Here is an 18,986-nt window from a genome sequence, read left to right on the forward strand (position 1 = left end):
GCCCCCGGTCGAGGCGGTCCGGCCCGCGGCGCGGCTGCCGCGCCGGGCCCGCTCGCCCTGCGGCGTCGCGGGCCTGGCGGTCACCGGGCTGACCCGCGCGCCCGGCCGTTCGCTGCTCGGCGCGGCGACGCTCGCGATCGCGGTGGTCGCGCTGACCGTCCTGCTCGGCGTGACGTACGGTTTCCGCGGCCGGGTCGTCGGGTCGCTGCTCGGCGACGCGATCGTCCTGCAGGCGCGGGCCGTCGACTACGTGGCGATCGGGTTGATGTTCGCGCTCGCCGCCCTGGCCGTGGCCGACGTGCTCTACCTCGGCGTCCGCGAGCGGGACGGCGAGCTCGCCGCGCTGAAGGCGTTCGGCTGGCCGTCGGCGGCCCTGGCCCGGCTCATCGTGACCGAAGGGGTCGGCGTGGGCGTGCTCGGCGCCGTCGCGGGAGCGGGCGTGGGGCTGGCCGTCACGCTGGCCGTCACCGGGACCGCCGGGGCCGCCGTCGCCGTGGGGGCGCTGGTGGCCGGGGCGGTCGCGGTGCTGCTGGCGGGCCTCGCCTCAGTCGCCCCGGCGGTCCTCGTCCAGCGGCTGCCGCCGGCCCGGGTGCTGGCGCGCGAGTGAGGACGGGCCCTGAAGCGGATGCGCCTCAGGGCCCGTCAGGTTAGCGCAGGTAATCCTGCCAAGGGCCGGTGATGGCCAGGGTGATGCCCGGAGACTGGATGTTGACGAAAAGGATCTCGCCGTCCGGGGAGAACGTCGGACCGGTGAACTCGGAGTACGTCGGAAAGCCGTTGCTGGTGCCGATGGCGAGCTGGTTACGGGCGATCGCGTAGGTGGGGCCGCCCGGGATGGAGCTGAGCACGTGCGAGGCGCGGACGCCGTCCTCGGCCAGGACCAGCGTGCCCCACGGCGTGACGGTGACGTTGTCGGGGCTGTCGAAGGTCATGTCGGTGTACTTCGGGGACGCGCCCTCGCCCTCGGCGAACGGGTTGTGCGGGAAGTACGTGACCAGGGTGATCGTCTCGTCCTTGTAGTCGTAGAACCAGACCATGCCGTCGTGCTTGGCCGCGTCCGGGGGCAGGTCGTTGGCGGCGAAGGCGAAGCTGTTGACGATGTAGCAGCCGTCGCCGTTGCTCCACACGCCCTCGAACTTCTTGCCCCGGGTCACCGTGCCGTCGGCGAACTGGGTGCGGACCGTCTTGGTGGTCGCGTCCCGGTCCGGCACCTCGATCCACGTCACGTTGAACGGACGTCCCAGCTGCGCGGAGGTGATGTAGGCGACATCCGGCACGATGCTGCCGTCGTCCAGGCGGATCTGCATCGCCTCGAGCGTGCCCTCGGTGTCGCCGAGCTGGTTGGCGATGCCCTGCTCGAGGCGGCCGTGGCTCGCGGTCCACCGGTAGAACAGCCCGTTCGGGCCGCTGGCGTCCTCGGAGAGGTACACCCGCCTTCTCTTCGGCTCGACGGCGAGGGCCTCGTGGTCGAAGCGGCCGAACGCCTTGATCGGCTTGGGCAGCTGGCTCGCCGAGTCGGTCGGGAAGACCTCGAAGACGTAGCCGTGGTTCTTCTCGTACCTGCCGGTCTGGCCGCTACCTGACCAGGTGGTGCCCGCGAGGTTGGAGGCCTCTTCGCAGGTGAGCCAGGTACCCCACGGCGTCACGCCGCCCGCGCAGTTGCGGACCGTACCGGAGATGCCGACCCACTCGGCCGTGAGATTGCCGTTGGGGTCCGTGGTGACCACGGTGCAGCCGCCCGCGTTCGGCGCGCCCGGGTCGTAGACGGTGCCGGGGATGTGCGGGACGCCGTACTGCGACATGTGCGGCGACATCTCGTGGTTCTGGATGATCGTCAGGCCGGCGTGCTTCATGGCCACGACGCCGGTCCCGTCGTGCCAGCCGGGCGTCTTGCCCTGGCCGAACGACATATCGGTCACACCCTCACGGGTGACGATCTTGTACGAGAAGCCCTCGGGAAGGGCGAGGATCCCGTTCGGGTCGTCCTTCAGCGGCGGGAACGGACGCAACGGACGCCCGTTGGTCCCCGTGCTGGCGTCGGCCATTGCCGGGGTCCCGGCGAGGCTCGGCAGCACACCGGCGACGGACAGGCCGACGGCGGTGGCGGTGGCGGCGCTTCCGGTAAGGATCTGGCGACGAGAAATGCTCATACGTAACTCCTGCGGTACGGCCAGAGGCGATGGTCCCCCGACCTGAAGAGCTTTGGAGTCTCACCTGAACCCCAAGCCAACTCCCCGTTGCCACAAAATGTTCATCGGACCAGCACCTCGCGTGCCATGGCTATCGCTGCGTCCCCGGTGGCGGGGGCCCAAGGGCGTCGCGGGTCCAGGAGCCGAGCGCGAGCAGCGTCTTGGTGCCGGTCACGTCCCCGGTGCGGCGCAGGCGGTCGACGACCTGCTGGAGGTGGCCGAGGTCGCGGACGCGGATGTGGATGAGGGCGTCCGGGTCGCCGGCGATCGTGAACACCGCCTGCACTTCGGGCACCTCCGTGGCCGTTTTGACGATCCTGGCCACCGGCGTCGTACCGGCGTAGCGCAGCTCGGTGAACGCCTCGATGCCCCAGCCGAGCTTGGCGTAGTCGATCCGTACGGTGAAGCCCGTGATCACACCGACCTCGCGGAGGCGGTCCACCCGGCGCTTGACGGCGGCCACCGACAGGCCGACCTCGGCCGCCATCTCCGAGAAGGTCCGGCGCCCGTCCTCACGCAGCAGGCGCAGCAGCCGGTGATCGATGTCGTCTATGTCCGGCACAACATTCCTTCCTTCCACACGCAAAAAGTATCGGTCATTCCTCGCAATATGTCGCAATCTTTGCGTATTGCTGGCGTTTTATCTAGAGATACTTGCGCGACTCGTCATCGCGTTGCTGTGCTTGGGTCTCCCCCCACGTACCACCAGGAGGTTCGCGTGAGCGTGACCCCACCCGCGGTTTCACTCGAGGACAAGTACGCGGCCGCGGACGGCACCGTCCTCATCTCGGGCGTCCAGGCGCTGGTCCGCCTGACCCTGGAGCAGCGCCGCCTCGACGCGGAGCGCGGCCTGAACACCAGGGTCTTCGTCTCGGGCTATCAAGGCTCACCGCTCGGGGGCCTCGACCTGGAGATGGGACGCGCCGCGCGGTTCCTGGAGGCGGCGGGCGTGGTGTTCCGGCCGGGGCTCAACGAGGAGCTCGCGGCCACCGCCGTGGCGGGAACGCAGCTGCTGGGCCAGGTGCCCGGCCGCCGGCACGACGGGGTGACCGGCTTCTGGTACGGCAAGAACCCCGGCCTGGACCGGGCCGCGGACGCGATCAGGCACGGGACCTTGGCGGGCACCGCGCCGCTTGGCGGAGCGGTGGCCTGGATCGGCGACGACCCGGGTAGCAAGTCCTCGACCGTGCCCAGTTCCTGCGAGCCGATGTGCCAGAGCCTGTCCATGCCGCTGCTCGCGCCCGGCTCGGTGGCGGAGGTCGTCGAGTTCGGGCTGCACGCGGTGGCGCTGTCGCGTGCCACCGGCCTGTGGACCGGCCTGAAGATCATCGCGGATGTCGCCGACGCCTCGGCCACGGTCGATCTCGGCCCGCTGCGGCAAGGCGTCCCGATGCCGGACGGGGCCGACCGCGGTGCTCGGTCGGCCCTGGTCGGCCCGGCCTCCCTCGACGCCGAGCACGACATGCTCACCCGCCGGCTCGGGCTGGCGCGTGCGTACGCCCGCGCGCACGGACTGAACCGGGTGATGTTCGGGGCGAGGCGCGCCAAGCTGGGGATCCTGGGCTCCGGCACCGCCTACGCCGTGGTCCGGCGCGCGCTGGCCGACCTCGGCCTCGACGAGGCGGCGATGGACGACCTCGGGCTCCGGCTCATCAGACTCGCCATGCCGTTCCCCCTCGCGCAGGAGGACCTGGCGGCCATGACCTCAGACCTGGGCACGGTGCTCGTGGTGGAGGACAAGGTGCCCTTCCTGGAAGGCCAGCTCAAGCAGGCGCTGTACGGAGGTGGCCGGCCGCCCGAGGTGATCGGCCGTGAGCTGCTGACCGCGCGCGGCACGCTCGGCGCCGAGGACGTGGCCGAAGCGCTGGCCACCTGCGTCGGCCGGCACAGGCTGCCCAAGAAGGCGGCTGTCTCGGCGCCGCGCCGCACGCTTCCGCTGGTCGCCGCGCGCACGCCGTACTTCTGTTCGGGCTGCCCGCACAACGCCTCCACGCGCACCTCGGACGAGACGCTGGTCGGCGTGGGGATCGGCTGCCACGTCATGATCGCCCTGGACGGCGACGGGCGCGGCAGGCAGGTGGGGATGACCCAGATGGGCGGCGAAGGCGCCCAGTGGATCGGCCTGGCCCCCTTCACCGAAGACCGGCACTTCGTGCAGAACCTCGGCGACGGCACCTTCCACCACTCCGGCTCGCTGGCGATCCGCGCCGCTGTCGCCGCCGGGGTGCCGGTGACCTACAAGCTGCTCTACAACGACGCGGTGGCGATGACCGGGGGGCAGCGCGCCGAAGGCCGCCTCGACGTCCCCGCGCTGACCCGGTCGCTGGCCGCCGAAGGGGTCCGCCGGATCGTGGTCACCACGCCCGAGCCGGAGAGCTACCGAGGGGTGCGGCTCGCGCCGATCGCGTCGGTACGGCACCGCGACGCGTTGCCCGCCGCGGAGCGGGAACTGGCCGCGGTCGACGGGGTGACCGTGCTGATCCACGACGACCGGTGCGCGGCCGAGGAGCGGCGGCTGCGCAAGCGCGGAACGCTCCCCACGCCGACGGCGAAGGTCGTGATCAACGAGCGGGTGTGCGAAGGGTGCGGCGACTGCGGAGAGGTGTCCACCTGCCTGTCGGTGCAGCCGGTGGAGACCGAGTTCGGCCGCAAGACCCGCATCCACCAGGCGTCCTGCAACACCGACCTGAGCTGCCTCAACGGTGACTGCCCGTCGTTCCTGCTCGTCGAGCCACGCGTCCGCCGCAGGCGTGTGGCGCCCGAGCCGCCGGTGGCGCTCACCGAGCCGGTGCCGAGGTTCCCGGACCGGACGGTGCTGCTGCGCATGCCCGGCATCGGCGGCACCGGCGTCGTCACGGTCTCGCAGATCCTGCAGATGGCGGCCCACCTCGACGGCCTGCACGCCGCCGGGCTGGAGCAGACCGGGCTCGCGCAGAAGGGCGGCCCCGTCGTCAGCGACGTCCGCGTCTCGCCGCGGCCGATCACCGGCTCGATCCGCGCGTCGCGCGGCACGGCCGACGTGCTGATCGGCTTCGACCTGCTCGGAGCGGCGGCGGACGGCAACCTCGCGGTTGCCTCACCCGGACACACGGTCGCCGTGTTGAATACCGCCGTCGTGCCCACCGCCGCCATGGTCACCGGCCGCACCCCCCTGCCCGTGTCGGACGCCGACGCGGTCGCCCGCGTCGAGTCGGTCACCGAGAGGTCCGGCAACGTCTACCTCGACGCGGGCGCCTTGTCGGAGGCGCTGTTCGGCGACCACATGCCCGGCAACCTGCTGCTCCTCGGCGCGGCGTACCAGCATGGCTGCGTCCCGCTGTCGGCGGAGGCGATCGAGCGGGCGATCCGGCTCAACGGGGCGGCGGTCGAGCAGAACCTGTTGGCCTTCCGCTGGGGCCGGGCCGCCGTGCTGGACCGTGAGGCGGTGTTCCGTGCCGCGATCCTCCCGCTCCCGGCCGACGCCGCCGACGGGTCGCTGGAGGAGGCGCTGGCCATGCGGATCGCCGACCTGACCGGCTACCAGAACGCGGCTTATGCCCGCTCGTACGCCGAGGACGTGAGCCGGGTGGCCACGCTCGCGGCCGAGCGCGCCGGACAGGAGGCGGGCGAGCGTATCGTGCTCGCCTACGCCCGCGGTCTGCACAAGCTGATGGCCTACAAAGACGAATACGAGGTCGCCCGGCTGCACCTGGACCCGGTGGAGCGGGCGCGGCGCGAGCGCGAGTTCGGCCCCGACGCCGTCGTGTCGGTGCTGCTGCACCCGCCGCTGCTTCGGGCGATGGGCATGCGCCGCAAGATCAAGCTGCGCCGTACGGCGGGAGTGCTCTTCCGGGGCCTGCGCGCCGCACGCGGGCTGCGGGGCACCGCGCTCGACGTGTTCGGCTACGCGAAGGTGCGGCGCGTCGAACGCGCTCTGATCGCCGAGTACCGCGACCTGATCAGCCAGGCCCTCGATCGGCTCACCCCCGGCACCGCCGACGTAGTGGCGGAACTGGCGGCGCTGCCCGAGACAATCCGCGGGTACGAGAACATCAAGCTCGCCCGCGTGGCGGAGTTCCACGAGCACGCCCGCACCCTTCTCGCGAAGCTGACCGAGCCCGCCCTCCAGGAATCATCGTAACCGTCGACCGTCTGCTGCCCGGCCAGGGGCAGACCGGCCGAGGAAGGCTGGCCCTACCGGGGGAGCTTTCAGCGGGCTTGGGTGGGCAGGTCCCAGGCGGGCCCGTCAGGGTGGTCCAGCCAGAGCCGTGTCCCCGTGGGGTCGATGCTTAGGCCGAATCGCTCGTATCCGGGGCTGCCCAGCGCGAGCCATTCGAGATAGGCAGCGGACACCTCGTCCCAGAGCCGCCGTGGACCGTACTGCGTCACCCTGCATTCAGCGGCTCCCGGGGCGTGGTCGCAGGCCGCCCAGGAGCCCTCGGAGGTGTGGTCATCCAATTCATACAGCAGCAATGAGTACTCGGAGTCTTCGATGATGTCGTACCAGGCGACGCGGGGGGCCAGCGCGGCGCACAGCAGACGTGCGCCCAGGTCCGCCTCCCCGATGATGTGCGGATTGACCACTGTCGTCGAGTGCACCGCCTGTTTGTGGCGGTGGCTGCTCCATCGCAGATTGAACCGCTGCTCGCGCAGCATCATGTAGTCGGCCCTCTCGTGGAAGCGGCCGATCGCTGAGGCGTCGCCCAACACCGTCAGGCGAAGCTGGTAGCCGATGGGCCCGGCACCGTGCCACGGCAGAACGATGGTCCCGCCCGGCCGGGTCTGCTCGATCCAGGCCAGGGGGATCTGGGACACGCCCGCCGTGACGTGGACGCCGTCGAATGGAGCCCGTTCGGGGCTGCCCTTGACGCCGTCGCCGACGACCAGATGCGGGCTGAATCCGGCCGCGCGGAGATTGGCCTCGGCCTGGGCCGCCACCTGTGGGTCCAGCTCGATGCTGGTGACGCCGTCCGGTCCGATCGCCCACGACAGCAGGGCGGCTGTCCAGCCGGACCCGGTTCCGATCTCCAGGACGTGGTCACCCACCTGCGGATTCAGTAACTCCAGGAAGGGGAACACGATGCCGGGGGCCGACACCGAAGAGGAGGAGGTCCCTTTCCCGCTGGCCGGGTCGCCCGCTCCGTCGTCGGTCTGGGTGACGATGGAGGTGTCGGCGTACACCGCCGCCCACCAGGCTGGAGGGTTGGTGTGGACGTCGAACCTGCCTTTCGGCGCGTCGGCATGGTTGGGGGAGAACCAGGCGGCGGCAGGCACGAAGTGGTGCCGGGGCACCTCGCGTAGTGCCTGTTCCCAACAGAGCTGGGTGATCGAGCCCCGGGCTCGTAGCTGGTCGGCCAGCCAGGCGGCCAGCCCGTCGGCCGTCTGGCCGTCCGGAGGCGTCAGCGCGCCCATTCAGGTCCCTTCTGGAGTACGTCGGCCATGGCCGCAGGGACGGGCAGGCCCGTCTTCAGGTTCAGCCATCCCCACTCGCCGCTCTGGTTGGTTTCCAGGAAGTGAAACTGGCCTGTGACGTCGCAGATCAGGTCCACGGCCCCGAAGACCAGGCCCAGCCGGTCGTGCAGTTCGACGAGGCGGTCCCGGACTTCGCCGGGCAGGTCGATCCGCTCGTAGCTGAGCGAGTCGTAGTCGCTGCGCCAGTCGATGCGGCCTTGCTCGCTGCCGCTGTCGATCCGCACCGCGAGCACCTGGTCGCCGACGACGACAGCCCGTGCCTCGTACGCCTTGTCGATCCACTCCTGGAACATCTGCGCCGTCCGGCCCACGGCCGGATCGAGCAGTTCGTCCAGGTCCGTTATGGGAGTGGTGTAGACGACCCTGACCTGCCCCTCGTCGGCATGCCAGATCCCGCCCACGGGTTTGTAGACGATGGGCCCTCCGAGGCCCTTCGCCCACGCGTGCGCCTCCTGGGGGTCTGAGGTGATGATGGTCTTGGGGATGTTCAGACCGGCACGCGCGGCTTCGACGAGCTGGACGGGCTTGTACTCGGCCCGCATCGCGGCCAGCGGGTCGTTGACCCACAGGCAGCCGCTCTGCCGCAGGGCGGTGAGGACACCGCCGAAGCCGTAGCGCGCTTCTGAGTACGCGAAGGCGCGCTCGGGGGAGGTCATTCGCTCGTCCATCCGGAACTGTGTCGGCCTCCTGACGTAGACCGCGCCCACGCGGGCCAGATCCAGTTCGCCGCGCGGAGTGCTGACGACCCCGGTCCAGCCGTCGCTTCCGGTCTGGATGTTGGCCGACATCGACACCAGAGACGGAAAGTCGGCGGTGTCCATGGTGACGACCGGAATTCCTCGCTCCACCAGCTCGACCGTGACGCGCTCGGCCACGGTGTCGGAATCGTCGGTGATGATCAGGACGGTATGCGCCACGATCTCAGTCCTTGCTCGTCTCCTCGTTGGGGCTGGTGCCGTCCGAACTGGACTCGCTGGTCTCGTTGCTCCCGCCCTCGTGCGCCCCAGCGGTGATGGGCGGAACGACGAGGTGCCGCAGCCCCCAGGGCCGCGCAGGGCTCGCCAGGGTGTATGGCGCGGACAGGATGTGGTTGCTCGGCGACATGGGGAAGAAGTCCCCGGCCCGGAAGAGCCTCCCCCTCGATTCCCCATCCGGGGAGTGCGTGATGAGGTCGAGGGCGGACCGGTCGCCCTGCCTGATGCCGGTAAGCATTGGCTAATCCTCTCTGCCTTCTTGCTGCTTGGGGCGATGCCCTTGTGCTTGCGAACTGGAGCGTCGGAGGCGGGGTTTCGTGCGGGGCCATGCAATCGACCGTAGGAATCCGGCAGGATTCGGGGCTAGGAAATTTCCCGAGATTGCAGCAACGCCCGTGCGGCGTCTATCTCCGCTCGTGCGGCGTAGCCGTAGACGGCTTGGGACTGCAACAGCTTGAAGATCCGTAGGTACGTCGCCATCTCGCTGGGACGCTTGGTGCGGTAACCCCCGGTCCAGTGCTCGCTACGAACCAGGGACTCGTCATAGACGTAGAACCCTTCCCCCGGCCAGATGGTTCGGAGTCGGCCGAGAGGGATGATGCCCAGCGCCACATTCGCGAAGCTGGCCGCACGTTCGATGTAGTCGAGCTGATCCAGCATCACGGTGACGTTGCCACGTTGCGCGTAGAGCGCCCCGGCCTCGACGACGAACGAGAACATGCACTTGCCGGACTCAAGGATGCGCAGGCGGTTCAGTCGTCCCTCGACGGCTTCGGCTATGTCGTCGGTCAGCCCATGGAATCGGGACACGTCTTCGATGACGGCTCGCGTGTATCCCGGCCTCTGTAGGAAGCCGGGAACGGTATGAGGCTCGTAGGCGCGTATCAGCTTGGTCTGTTCATAGAGCGGCTTGATTCGTTCGCTCTGCTGCTTGAGCCCGGCACGCATCGCTGGCCGGTGCTCCTCCCACATCTCGTCGATCTGCCGGTGTGCGGCAATGAGTTCGGGAACCTGGTCCTCCGCGTCGCACGCACGGCACCACACCCGTATGTCGTCTTCCGTGGGGTTCTGCCGTCCCAGCTCGATCCGGGAAATCTTGGAGTCGCGCATCCCGGATCGTGCTGAGAGCTGACGGCCGTTGAGGTGGGCGTCCAGGCGCAGGCTGCGAAGCCTCTGTCCGAACGCCTTACGGGCGGCTTGTACTTGGTCTTGTTCAGACAAGGCTGGGGCGCTGTCAGGCGGGCTGGTAATCGCGGTGCGGGATGGCATGCTCCCACAGGGCCGAGAAGGCGTCAGCGCAGTGCTTCACGATGGCGGGGTCTCGGTAGAGCTGAATCTCGGCGCGCTTGTCCGTACCGTCGAAGACGTTGAACACGACCGTCTCACCGTCGAGCAACCAGAAGTCATTCCCTGGCAGGCTCAACGTTGAGGTGAGCCGTCGCGGCACCCAACGTAGGTCTTCCCCGGCCTCGACCTTGAGGCCATTCGTCGCCTCGAAGCACCACCGTTGGTAGGCCGAAAGAGGTTCAGACACCACGCATACGCGACGGTATGCCTTCCCCTCTGCAACCCCGGCCCTGACACGGTCACACCACGGCCTGAGGACGCGAGGGACTTCCTCTCGGTCACCTGCCTCCCAGTTGGCGAACAGTTCAGCGTCTATGCCGTAGTTGTCCCGCATCTCGACGTGGAGCGCTTCCCGGCTGATGCGGTTGACCAGATCAGCCCGTTCCTGCGGGGAGATCAACTCCATAGTGCTCCCTCACGTACTTCCGGACGAACACGTTCATGGTGCGCTCGGAGAGTTCCCCGAACGTCTCATCTTCCCCGAGTCCGATGAGCTGGGCCCCTACCCTGGGGCCGCGCTTCTTGACCTGTACGAGCCAAGAGCCCCGATCCGTCCGGTAGAACGTCTCGCACTCGTTGTCCTGATTGGAATCGGGGTCCTTGCAGTAGAAGGTAAGAGAGAGATCGTCTCCATCGCCGTAGGATTGCACGAGATTTCGCCCTCCTGGTCTACGCCGTAAGCCCCAAGGGTCATGCGATGGAAGGGCACAGTCAAGGTTCCGGGGCTCGACCTGGCCTGGGCTTCTAACGTATTGGGAGGGGTCAGTACAAAGTCGGCACCAGTACTGACAAATACCGCAATCAACCGCAAACAACGAGAAGCCCCGGACTCCCGGCACAGGCCGTGAGCTGGGACTACGGTTCGTGTGCCGTGGCCCTGTATGAGTCCACGCCCGGGGCGACCTACAAGGGCATCGCCGCCGACCTGGGAGTGAGCCGGGGCAGCCTGCGCGAGTGGGTACTGCGGATGATCAGGCGGAAACCGGAGGAGTGGCGGCACATGGCGAACCCGGTTGAGCCCTGAGCCATCGAGGTCAGGGGCATCCTTGAGCTGAATCGCATTGAAGTCGATACAAACAACCCGTGTCAGCGCCTCCACAGTTTCAGGGGGCGTTGCTAGCATTGCTGCCGTGCGGTTACGGATTCTCGAGGTTGTGTCGACCGATGACAGTCGAAGTATCGGCCTTGCTGACGGTCACACCTCGGGGGTCCTACGATTGGCCAACGCCTCTAACGAGATATCCAGAATGGTGGGCGGCGGGCGGGGCGTAGTCGATTTTGTGATACGCAATCGAATCCACCTTCAGCCGGGTGCCGTTCTTATCATGTGGGCCATGCCGCCGTGGTATGAATCGAGCCCATCCTGGATGGCGGCGCCGTCCGTGCTGCTGGCCGGCTTTGGCATATATCAGCTCAATCGAGTTTTCGATTTCGTCGAAGACGAGATCAACGACCCGAGCGCATACGCCAAGGCCTATCTTGCGAGATTCGCGCTTCGCAACATGGCCATGGCCGCAATACTTGCAAGCCTTCTGCTGTCGGCGCTCTTCGTGGGACCCGCCGCCACGGCTCTCCTGACGGTGACACTGCTCGCGGGCGTCCTGTACTCGGTTCCGTTTTTCAAGCGAAAACGGGGCGAGTCCCGCCGGATCAAGCAAGTAATCGGTCTCAAGAATATCGTCCCATCTGCCGTGTGGCCGATCGCCGCCGTGCTCTATCCGGGTATATCCAGCCCGGACCCGCACATGCTTCAGCTCTTCCTGGCCATCGCACTAATATCGTGCAGTGTGTTCATCATAGAAGTGGCGTGGGACATAAGAGATTCTCGTGGCGATCGAGTTGCCGGCATCAGCACACTTGTCACTGCTTTCGGCCACACTCGGGCGCTTCTGATTCCCTTTGGTGCTTCATCCAGCTACGCTCTATCGGTTGCACTTCTTGTTTTTCTCGGCCACTTGTCGCCACTCTGGCTGCTCCCCGGGTTTCTCCCCGTCTTATCTGCGGCGATTGCCCTCCTCTGGAAAGACTCGCTCGCCGAAAGCCGCGATCGATCGCACATTCTAGTTCTAATCAACGTACTGGCGCTGATCCCACTGGGCTTGACGGGACGCTGGGGGGCGTAGCAGAGATGACTACTGACAAAATCGATCCGAACCGTGACGAGCTGTACCGAAAACTCCTCGAAATCAACGTCTGGGCCATGCTGCTCATCGTCGCCCTGGTTCTGGAGCGAGCCTCGGACGCGATCGTATCCGTTACCTCCGTAACACAGAAGGTGGACACGAAGGTGTGGGCCGCCGTGTTCGTCATGGGGCTGGTTTTCGGTTTATTACTCGCGACAACGGTCGGTATCCTGGCGCTACACGTGCGGTTCCAGGCACCGTACAGGTACTGGTACATCATTCTGGACAATATCTTTGTCACCGTTCCGCTCTATATCGCCGTTCGATTCAGTGCGGCGTCCATCAGCACGAAATCCGGCACTTCCGTATACCTCAACGAGGACCTGTTCCGGGTTGGTGCGGCCATGATAGCCGTGGCGCTCGCCTTTTTGTTTACGCGCGATCTCATCGTGCTCCCCAAGATTCGGGACAAGCTGTCGGTGCCGCCGCTTGTCGCCGTCAGCGCACTGCACCTGCTGGGAGCTCTGCTGTTCGTTCTGCTGGCCATCGTCCCGGGTGCCGTGCTGTACGTGGCCGTGCTGGGTTCGATAGGTCTCGGCCTCTTCTTCGCGGGGATGGCTGCGATTCCGGTCATTTCAATTCGCTTCGCCCCCGATCCCACAACCGTTTCAGGACCATGACCGCAGACAGCAGGCGGCGGGGGTTCTCTAGTTAGTGCCGACGACATCGACACCTGGCTTGCCGCCCTTCCGGGCGGAGAACACCGTTCGCCCGCCGACTTCCGTACGCAGGACGCGGAGCGCGCGCAGTTCGTCCGTCGCGACCGTCGTCGGGTCGGCAGACCACAGGACCCAGTCCGCGAGCATGCCAGGGCGCAGCATCCCCCGGCTCTCCTCGGCGAGGCTCGCATAGGCGGCCCCGATGGTGTAGGCCGCCAGCGCCTCCTGTACCGTGATCGCCTCGTCGAGGCTGAGCGGTCGCTGCGAGCCGTCGACGCGGCGTGTGATCGCCTGCCATATCAGCAGCCGCGGGTCGAAGGCGAAGAACGGGCCGTCTGAGCCGAACGCCACGACGGCCCCGGCGTCGATCCAGCTGCGTACCGGGTTGGCGCGCTCGGCGCGTTCTCCGAGCCGCTCCCGCAGCCCGCGGCCGTTGTGCCAGATGATCGACGGCTGCAGCGAGGCCACGACGCCGCATCGCGCCGCCTCCGTGAGGTCGATGAGGCGGGGTTCAAGATAGGCGTGGATGAGCTGGAACCGTCGCTCCCGGACCGCCGCCCCGGCGGTGGAGAACCGTCGCGTCACGGTCGCGATGGCCGCACCGCCCACGGCGTGCGCGCCGATGCCCCAGCCGTTCTCGGCACAGAAGCGCACCAGCCGGTCGAGGTCGTCGTCCGCCATCCGCTGCAGCCCGCGGTAGCCCGTCTCGTTCCAGGGCTCATGGAGGAGCGCCTCGCCGCGTAACCCCTCGCCGTCGACGTAGATCTTGATGGGCCCGAGCCGCAGCACGTCGTCGCCGAAACCGGTCGAGACGCCGGTGCCTTCGAGGTGGCCGATGACGGCGTCGATGTCCGGTGTCGCCGCGGAGCCGGGCTCGAGGTACGGCATCGCGACCGTGCGCATCGTCAGCGCGCCGCGACGGTGCGCCTCCTGGTAACCACGCATCTCCTCGATCGTCACCGCAGGGTCCACGACGCCGGTGAAGCCGAGGGCGTGCAGCAGCGGCTGCACGCGGCGCAGCCCGGCCACCCGCTGCTCGAGAGTGGGCTCGCCGCCCGGCCAGGACTCCTCGCCGAACGTGCGCCGCATCGCCTCGATGTACTCATCGGCGTCCGCACCGTCCTGGAGGTAGGCGAGCGCCTTCAAGCCGCCGCGCTGCATGTGCATGTGCGCGTCGATGAGGCCCGGCAGGATCACGCCGTCGAGCGCGTGTTCGGGAGCGCCGGCGGGGACGGTGGCACGCACCTCATCGACGCTGCCGACCGCGACCACGCGACCGGCCGCGACGGCCAGCGCCGCGGCGCGCGGTCGCTGCGGGTCCATCGTCACGACGGGTGCGATGTAGACGACGGGCGGTGTGGCGGCGCCATTCATGCGACCACCGCCTGGGCAGGCTGGCGCGGATCGGCGGCGGACTCCAGGAATCCCGTCCGGGCGTTGCGGTAGATCGCCTCGACGGCCGCCGCGTCCCGGGTGTAGGCGGGCCAGAGCCGCACGTCGTGCCCTCGTCGTTCCAGCTCCGCATGGACGCCGGGGTCGAAACGGTCCTCCAGGAAGACGTGCGCCGCGAGGTAGTCGAAGGGCGCGAACGAGTTCGGAAAGCTCCATGTCGAAAAGCGCGGCGCGTTCACCGCCTCCTGCAAATCCATGCCGAAGTGGAAGACGTTCAGGAAGACCTGGAGCATCGCCTGCACTTGCATGTCGCCACCAGGGCAGCCGAACGCCAGCACACTGCCGTCGTCACGTACGGCGATCGCGGGGTTGGGAGTCAGCCGAGGCCGCTTACCCGGCGCCACGCCCGACGGATGCGCTGGGTCGGGCCGCGACTGCAGGCCGCGCAGCGAGGGCACGATTCCGGTGCCGGGGATGACGGGCGAGGTCGACGCGCCGTCGGACGGTGTCGCCGAGAAGGCGTTCCCCCAGCGGTCGATGACGCACACGTAGCTGGTGCCGCCCTCGCCGATGTGGCGCACCTCCTCCGCTCGGATCGCGTCGGGCAGCACCTGCGACTCGCCGAAGAGCGCGGGCGGCAGGCCCGCGAAGGCGCGCTCGGGGTCGATCGCCGCCGCCCGGGCGGCGATGTGCTGCTCGCCGAGGAGCCGGTCGAGCGGCACATCGACGAACTCGGGGTCGCCGAAGTGGTGCTCGCGATCGGCGAAGACGCCCTTGAGCGCCTCGATGACCGTGTGCGCGTACCGGGGGCCGTTGTGTTCGAGCCCGTCCAGGCCGTGCCGCTCGAGGATGAGCAGCGCCTCCGCGAGGATCGGGCCCTGGCACCATGCGCCGCAGGTCAGGAGCGTGAAGTCGCGCCAGCGGGTCGCGACGACGGGCTCGTAGCGCGAGCGGAACTCCGCGAGGTCGTCGTGGCGCAGGTAGCCGTTGTTCGCCTCGTGGTAGGCCACGATGCGGTCGGCGATCTCGCCCTCGTAGAACGCCGCGCGGGCGGCCTCGAGGCCGGCGACACGCCCGCCGCCGGCGCGCTCCTCGGCGTCGATCATGGTTTGGATCGTGCGCGCGAGGTCGGCCTGGACGAACCGCTCTCCCACGCGCGGCGGCCGGCCGTGGGGCAGGAAGATCGCGGCGTTCGCGGCCCACTTCCGATAGCCCGCCTGCCGCTTCGTGATGCCGTCTGCGAGCAGGGGGAAGACGGCGAAGCCGTCCCGCGCGAGCCGCGCCGCGGCCGCCGCGACCTGCGCGAAGGTCATGGTGCCGTAATCGCGCAGCACCGTGATCCAGGCGTCGGGCGCGGCCGGGACCACGGTGCGCAGGATGCCGGTGGGGATCGTGCCGCCGTACTCTGTCATGAACAGGTCGGGGGGCAGCCGCCGCGGCCAGACCCCGAGCCCGTCCAGGCTCACGGTGGTGCCGTCGGCGAGGCGGATCATGATGGGTGCGACGCCGGCGAAGTTGACCTCGTCGGCGTGCAGTACGGCCAGCGCCATGCCGGCGCAGCAGCCGGCGTCGACCGCGTTGCCACCCGCTTCGAGGATCGCGAACGCCGCGGCCGAGGCCAGGTAGTGGCCGGACGACACCGAGTGCCGGGTGCCGAGCAACGTCGGGTTCGGTGCCGGCCAGGTGGATGACGTCATGGTCGAGCCTGCTCCGATCCGGGTCAGCTCGTCGCTCGCCACGCGGCCACCTCCTCGAGCAGCAGCCGGGCGACCTTCTCACCCATCACGACCGCCGGCATCGCCGTCGTCGCGCGGGGAATCCTCGGCATGATCGAGCAGTCGGCGATCCGCAGGCCGTCGATACCATGCACCCGCGCCCGCTCGTCGACGACGGACATGGCGTCGTCGCCGGTCCCCATCTTGCAGGTGCCGACGGGGTGCCAGTAGTTGTCGGGGTTGCGGTACAGGTGAGCGACGAGCGCGTCCCGGTCGAACGTCTCAGGCCCGGGGTGGATCTCCGCGCCGACGAGCGGCGCCAGTTCCGGGTCCGCCGCCATCTCGCGCAACATCGTGGCGCCCTCCGCGAGCACGGCGACGTCGACGCCCTCGGGGTCGGCCAGGAAGCGATGGTCGATGACCGGCTTCGCCTCCGGGTCCGTGCCGCGCAGCCGCACGAATCCGCGGGAGCGGGGTTGCAGGGCCGACACCCCCACGCTCCAACGCTTGCGCCCGGTCAGATGGGTCGGGCTGTACGGCAGAAAGTGCAGATCGAACGCCTCCGTGTCGAAGCTCGAAGCCGCCTTGCCCATCGCCTGTTCGTCGGGGCACCAGCCCACCGCCCGCGCCCGCTCCATCGCCGCGCCCATCTCCTCCGAGCCCGACCAGCTCATCAGCAGGAACGGCTGGTCGTGCAGGTTCTCGCCGACACCGGGCAGGTGCTGCACGAGCGGGATGTCCAGTACGGCGAGCTGTGCGTATGGGCCGATGCCGGAGCGCAGCAGGACGGTCGGCGAGTTGTAGGTGCCGCCCGCCAGCACGATCGTCCCGGCTCGTACGGTCACCGTCTCGCCCTGGTGCCGTACGACGACGCCGGTCGCCCGTCCGTTCGTCACGATGACACGGTCGACGAGGGCGTCGCCGGCGATCCGGATGTTCGGCAGCGGGCGTACGGGGTCGAGGTAGGCGAAGGCGGTGTTGATGCGCACGCCGTCCACGATGTTCACCGCTTCCGGGGCGAACCCCGCGGACTCGCCGACGTCGTTGAGGTCGGCGAGCCGCGGCATCCCGGCGGCGGGCGCCGCCTCGTACCACGCGCGCTGCCATGGCGTGAGATCATCCGCCCGATAGGTGCGCACGCGCATCCGTCGCGTGCCCTCCTCGAACAGCGGCAGCAGGTCCTCGGTCGACCACCCGGTCAGGCCGGCCTCGGCCCACGAGTCGTAGTCGCGCCGGTGCCCCCACGTCTGGGTGCAGCCGTTGAAGTCGGAGCAGCCGCCGATCGCGCGGGCGCGCTCGAAGCCGACGAGCCACGGGTAGCTGTCGCCGGAGTCATAGCCCCAGTCGTGCGAACGTCCCAGCCGCGTCGCGTCGACGAGGTCGGCGGGCCACGCGGCGCTGCCCTCGGGCCCGAAGTCGGGACCGGCCTCAAGGACGAGCACGTCCAGGCCGGCCTCGGCGAGCCGGGCCGCGACGACGTTGCCCGAGGTGCCACCGCCGACGACGACGTACTCGGCCTCCTGCGGCAGGGCGCCCACGCCTCAGTCCCCCTCGGGGGCGGCGTGCCTGGCCAGCCAGGCCGCGACGACCAGCGCCTCGATCGAATCCATCTCTTATCGCCCTTCCAATGGGGATCCAAAAGTAGCATAAGTGGATCCCAAGCGTGAAGTCACTGCACGGCGGTGAACCACGTCAGGACTTGTAGACGACGAAGACCTTGCGCAGCCGCTCGTGCACGGTCCACACGCCGCACCAGCCGATCGGGAAGTACGCCGTGGCGCCAGCAGCGATCTCGACCGGCTCCTCACCGTCGCGCTGCACCGTCATCCGCCCGGCGACGACGTGGATGATCTCACCACGGGAGAGGAACTCCCACCGCGACCTGCCCGGCTCGCTCTCCCAGACGCCGGAGACGACCGTCCGGTCGTCGTTGCTGAAGTCCACCCGACTGCGCACGAGGATCTCGCCGCCAAGGGGCTCGGCACTCGGCGGCCCCAGCGGCTTCTCCTCCAGGTCGGCGGCATCGAGAGGGCGATTGGTTACGGTCACGACAGGCTCCCGTTCGATCGAAGGTGAGCTTCACCCTAACGCGCCGAATCCAATCTAGAACACATGGGATCCAATATGGTCAGCCAATGGCCGACTGGAGGAGCGCTTCTCATACCACTCGGCCAACTGCTCACCGCCCTTGACGACGTGCTCACACATCACCACGAACGCGGGAATCGGGAAGGGCTGGCCTCCCCGTGAACTCCGGCACTCGTTCGTGTCGATCATGAGCGAGTACGGCGTGTCCATCGAGTCCATCGCCAATCTCGTCGGGCACGCGGGCACCCGCGTTACCGAAGCGATTGCAGCTCAGACCGGAGATCACCAAGGGTGCCGAAACCATGAACATCATCTTCAGCGACAACCCTCAGCAAAATCCGCCTGAGGTGGCTCCCCATTTGGCTCCCGAAGACGAAAAGGGCCCCGGAGAAACTCCGGAACCCTGGCTCACCCGGTGAACATGATGGACCTAACGACCACTTACTCGAACACGGCAACCGCGCTAGCAACCTCAGGGGGCGTGGGGGGCCGTGCCCCCCACACCGGGGGGCTCGGGGGGTCGCCCCCCCGTGTAACGACGAGGAGGCCCACGGGAGCGAGCAAAGCTCGCGACCACGGACCTCCGACTCCGAGTGGACGATACTGGGATTGAACCAGTGACCTCTTCCGTGTCAGGGAAGCGCTCTCCCGCTGAGCTAATCGTCCGGGAACTGCGAGCGGAAGACGGGATTCGAACCCGCGACCCTCACCTTGGCAAGGTGATGCTCTACCACTGAGCCACTTCCGCGTGGTCGTTGAAGGGGCTGACCCTCAGCGACGCTGGTCTTACTTTAGCGGACTTCACGGGGTTTCCGTGACGACCTTGGAGGTGGAGACGGGATTTGAACCCGTGTACGCGGCTTTGCAGGCCGCTGCCTCGCCTCTCGGCCACTCCACCGAGCGGAAGACGGGATTCGAACCCGCGACCCTCACCTTGGCAAGGTGATGCTCTACCACTGAGCCACTTCCGCGAGCATCCGGGCTGAAC

17 protein-coding genes and 4 tRNA genes are annotated in these 18,986 nt (G+C 68.4%); 5 read left to right on the forward strand and 16 right to left on the reverse strand.

Annotation, left to right across the window (positions count from 1 at the left end):
* On the forward strand, positions 1-607 hold a 607-nt coding region (locus Amac_RS48255; RefSeq protein WP_155361175.1), incomplete at its 5' end, for an FtsX-like permease family protein.
* A 40-nt stretch (positions 608-647) separates the two neighbouring features.
* Here the strand turns inward: Amac_RS48255 and Amac_RS48260 are convergent.
* Together Amac_RS48260 and Amac_RS48265 are read right to left on the reverse strand one after the other, a co-directional pair.
* Complete coding sequence (locus tag Amac_RS48260) at positions 648-2,150, reverse strand: alkaline phosphatase PhoX (RefSeq protein ID WP_155361176.1); 1,503 nt, start codon at positions 2,148-2,150, stop codon at positions 648-650.
* 130 nt (positions 2,151-2,280) lie between these two features.
* Positions 2,281-2,751 (reverse strand): Lrp/AsnC family transcriptional regulator, encoded by a 471-nt coding sequence (locus Amac_RS48265; protein ID WP_155361177.1) that lies wholly within the window; start codon positions 2,749-2,751, stop codon positions 2,281-2,283.
* A 156-nt stretch (positions 2,752-2,907) separates the two neighbouring features.
* On the opposite strand from Amac_RS48265, the gene Amac_RS48270 reads away from it, so the two are divergent.
* Positions 2,908-6,309: an indolepyruvate ferredoxin oxidoreductase family protein gene (locus Amac_RS48270; RefSeq protein ID WP_246269179.1), complete on the forward strand. Its 3,402-nt coding sequence runs from the start codon at positions 2,908-2,910 to the stop codon at positions 6,307-6,309.
* Between the two features lie 68 nt (positions 6,310-6,377).
* Here Amac_RS48270 and Amac_RS48275 read toward each other — a convergent pair whose 3' ends face one another.
* The 6 genes from Amac_RS48275 to Amac_RS48295 form a co-directional block, all read right to left on the reverse strand.
* Positions 6,378-7,580, reverse strand: coding sequence for a methyltransferase domain-containing protein (locus Amac_RS48275; protein ID WP_155361179.1), 1,203 nt, complete (start codon positions 7,578-7,580; stop codon positions 6,378-6,380).
* A complete protein-coding gene (gene tgmB / locus Amac_RS48280) occupies positions 7,568-8,557 on the reverse strand; it encodes an ATP-grasp ribosomal peptide maturase (protein ID WP_246269180.1) in 990 nt (329 codons plus the stop codon). Before tgmB ends, Amac_RS48275 begins: the two co-directional genes overlap by 13 nt.
* Before the next feature lie 4 nt (positions 8,558-8,561).
* Positions 8,562-8,852 (reverse strand): hypothetical protein, encoded by a 291-nt coding sequence (locus Amac_RS56965; RefSeq protein ID WP_246269181.1) that lies wholly within the window; start codon positions 8,850-8,852, stop codon positions 8,562-8,564.
* 125 nt (positions 8,853-8,977) lie between these two features.
* The gene (locus tag Amac_RS48285) at positions 8,978-9,883 is read right to left on the reverse strand and encodes a helix-turn-helix domain-containing protein (RefSeq protein WP_155361181.1); all 906 of its coding nucleotides are present in this window, start codon (positions 9,881-9,883) and stop codon (positions 8,978-8,980) included.
* Positions 9,849-10,367, reverse strand: coding sequence for a DUF6879 family protein (locus tag Amac_RS48290; RefSeq protein ID WP_155361182.1), 519 nt, complete (start codon positions 10,365-10,367; stop codon positions 9,849-9,851). Before Amac_RS48290 ends, Amac_RS48285 begins: the two co-directional genes overlap by 35 nt.
* Positions 10,336-10,611: a hypothetical protein gene (locus Amac_RS48295; protein ID WP_155361183.1), complete on the reverse strand. Its 276-nt coding sequence runs from the start codon at positions 10,609-10,611 to the stop codon at positions 10,336-10,338. The genes Amac_RS48290 and Amac_RS48295 overlap by 32 nt, the downstream gene beginning before the upstream one ends.
* 221 nt (positions 10,612-10,832) lie before the next feature.
* Here Amac_RS48295 and Amac_RS48300 point away from each other — a divergent pair, with 221 nt between their 5' ends.
* The 3 genes from Amac_RS48300 to Amac_RS48310 all read left to right on the forward strand — a co-directional run bounded on the left by Amac_RS48300 (position 10,833) and on the right by Amac_RS48310 (position 12,764).
* On the forward strand, positions 10,833-10,985 hold the full coding sequence (locus Amac_RS48300; RefSeq protein ID WP_170323033.1) for a hypothetical protein: 153 nt from the start codon (positions 10,833-10,835) through the stop codon (positions 10,983-10,985).
* 130 nt (positions 10,986-11,115) lie between these two features.
* On the forward strand, positions 11,116-12,084 hold the full coding sequence (locus tag Amac_RS48305; RefSeq protein ID WP_155361185.1) for a UbiA family prenyltransferase: 969 nt from the start codon (positions 11,116-11,118) through the stop codon (positions 12,082-12,084).
* Between the two features lie 5 nt (positions 12,085-12,089).
* Positions 12,090-12,764, forward strand: coding sequence for a hypothetical protein (locus Amac_RS48310; RefSeq protein WP_155361186.1), 675 nt, complete (start codon positions 12,090-12,092; stop codon positions 12,762-12,764).
* A 27-nt stretch (positions 12,765-12,791) separates the two neighbouring features.
* Here the strand turns inward: Amac_RS48310 and Amac_RS48315 are convergent, their stop codons facing one another.
* The 8 genes from Amac_RS48315 to Amac_RS48355 all read right to left on the reverse strand — a co-directional run bounded on the left by Amac_RS48315 (position 12,792) and on the right by Amac_RS48355 (position 18,969).
* On the reverse strand, positions 12,792-14,177 hold the full coding sequence (locus Amac_RS48315) for an amidohydrolase (RefSeq protein WP_155361187.1): 1,386 nt from the start codon (positions 14,175-14,177) through the stop codon (positions 12,792-12,794).
* Complete coding sequence (locus tag Amac_RS48320; RefSeq protein ID WP_218041727.1) at positions 14,174-15,934, reverse strand: gamma-glutamyltransferase family protein; 1,761 nt, start codon at positions 15,932-15,934, stop codon at positions 14,174-14,176. Before Amac_RS48320 ends, Amac_RS48315 begins: the two co-directional genes overlap by 4 nt.
* Positions 15,916-17,448, reverse strand: coding sequence for a GMC family oxidoreductase (locus tag Amac_RS48325; RefSeq protein ID WP_155361188.1), 1,533 nt, complete (start codon positions 17,446-17,448; stop codon positions 15,916-15,918). The genes Amac_RS48320 and Amac_RS48325 overlap by 19 nt, the downstream gene beginning before the upstream one ends.
* Before the next feature lie 154 nt (positions 17,449-17,602).
* A complete protein-coding gene (locus Amac_RS48330) occupies positions 17,603-17,959 on the reverse strand; it encodes a cupin domain-containing protein (RefSeq protein ID WP_155361189.1) in 357 nt (118 codons plus the stop codon).
* Positions 17,960-18,592: 633 nt separating this feature from the next.
* A tRNA-Val gene (locus Amac_RS48340) sits at positions 18,593-18,664 on the reverse strand.
* A gap of 10 nt (positions 18,665-18,674) precedes the next feature.
* Positions 18,675-18,746, reverse strand: a tRNA-Gly gene (locus Amac_RS48345).
* 76 nt (positions 18,747-18,822) lie between these two features.
* A tRNA-Cys gene (locus Amac_RS48350) sits at positions 18,823-18,896 on the reverse strand.
* 1 nt (position 18,897) lies between these two features.
* Positions 18,898-18,969 (reverse strand) — tRNA-Gly (locus Amac_RS48355).
* Positions 18,970-18,986 lie beyond the last annotated feature (17 nt).

Origin of the sequence: Acrocarpospora macrocephala (assembly GCF_009687865.1) — a bacterium.
Classification (GTDB): domain Bacteria; phylum Actinomycetota; class Actinomycetes; order Streptosporangiales; family Streptosporangiaceae; genus Acrocarpospora; species Acrocarpospora macrocephala.

Excerpts from the sequence above, each read along its gene's own strand:
- Amac_RS48260 (WP_155361176.1), bottom strand. The coding sequence starts at position 2,150 with ATGAGCATTTCTCGTCGCCAGATCCTTACCGGAAGCGCCGCCACCGCC.
- Amac_RS48275 (WP_155361179.1), bottom strand. The coding sequence starts at position 7,580 with ATGGGCGCGCTGACGCCTCCGGACGGCCAGACGGCCGACGGGCTGGCC.
- Amac_RS56965 (WP_246269181.1), bottom strand. The coding sequence starts at position 8,852 with ATGCTTACCGGCATCAGGCAGGGCGACCGGTCCGCCCTCGACCTCATC.
- Amac_RS48285 (WP_155361181.1), bottom strand. The coding sequence starts at position 9,883 with ATGCCATCCCGCACCGCGATTACCAGCCCGCCTGACAGCGCCCCAGCC.
- Amac_RS48290 (WP_155361182.1), bottom strand. The coding sequence starts at position 10,367 with ATGGAGTTGATCTCCCCGCAGGAACGGGCTGATCTGGTCAACCGCATC.
- Amac_RS48310 (WP_155361186.1), top strand. The coding sequence starts at position 12,090 with ATGACTACTGACAAAATCGATCCGAACCGTGACGAGCTGTACCGAAAA.
- Amac_RS48315 (WP_155361187.1), bottom strand. The coding sequence starts at position 14,177 with ATGAATGGCGCCGCCACACCGCCCGTCGTCTACATCGCACCCGTCGTG.